1 protein-coding gene is annotated in these 558 nt (G+C 62.0%); it reads right to left on the bottom strand.

Annotation, left to right across the window (positions count from 1 at the left end; genetic code table 11):
• Window positions 1-558, bottom strand: a 558-nt coding sequence (locus tag L692_RS28975) for an iron chelate uptake ABC transporter family permease subunit (protein ID WP_036723893.1), incomplete at both ends; no start/stop codon positions are given.

Below are 558 nucleotides of genomic sequence, written 5' to 3' on the forward strand. Positions count from 1 at the left end.
CGCTGGCCGCGAGCGCTGCTCCGGCCACGGCCGCCACCAGCATGCGCGGAAGCCGCATGTTGAACACGATGCTGCGCGTCAGATCATCTCCGCCCCCGGCCATCACCGCGATGATATCCGATAGGTGCAGCCGCAGGCTTCCCAGGGAAATGCCCGCAATCCAGACGATGACAAATAGAGCGGACAGGATCGCAAGCAGAACAGGGTAGGAGGTGCGACGAGACAACCGGGAAGCCAGAGATGAAGAATCCGAAGAGCTCTGAAGGTGACCGCCTCCCTTGCGGGCGCGCATCGCCAGCCAGATCATCCACGGCCCTCCGATGATCGCGGTTACGGCGCCGGCCGACAATTCGTTGGAGCCGTCCGCAACCATTCGTGCCAGTGTGTCGGCGACCAGCAATACGATGGCTCCCCAAATCATGGAGGAAATGAGCAGAGGCAAATGGCGCCGGATCCCGATCAAACGCATTAAGTGGGGGGCAATAAGCCCGATAAAGCCGATCCCGCCCACAACGCTGACAGTCGCCGCCGCCAGGAGGACGGCTAGTATGAGAGCCA

The sequence above is a fragment of the Paenibacillus forsythiae T98 genome, from assembly GCF_000520735.1.
GTDB lineage: Bacteria > Bacillota > Bacilli > Paenibacillales > Paenibacillaceae > Paenibacillus_AQ > Paenibacillus_AQ forsythiae.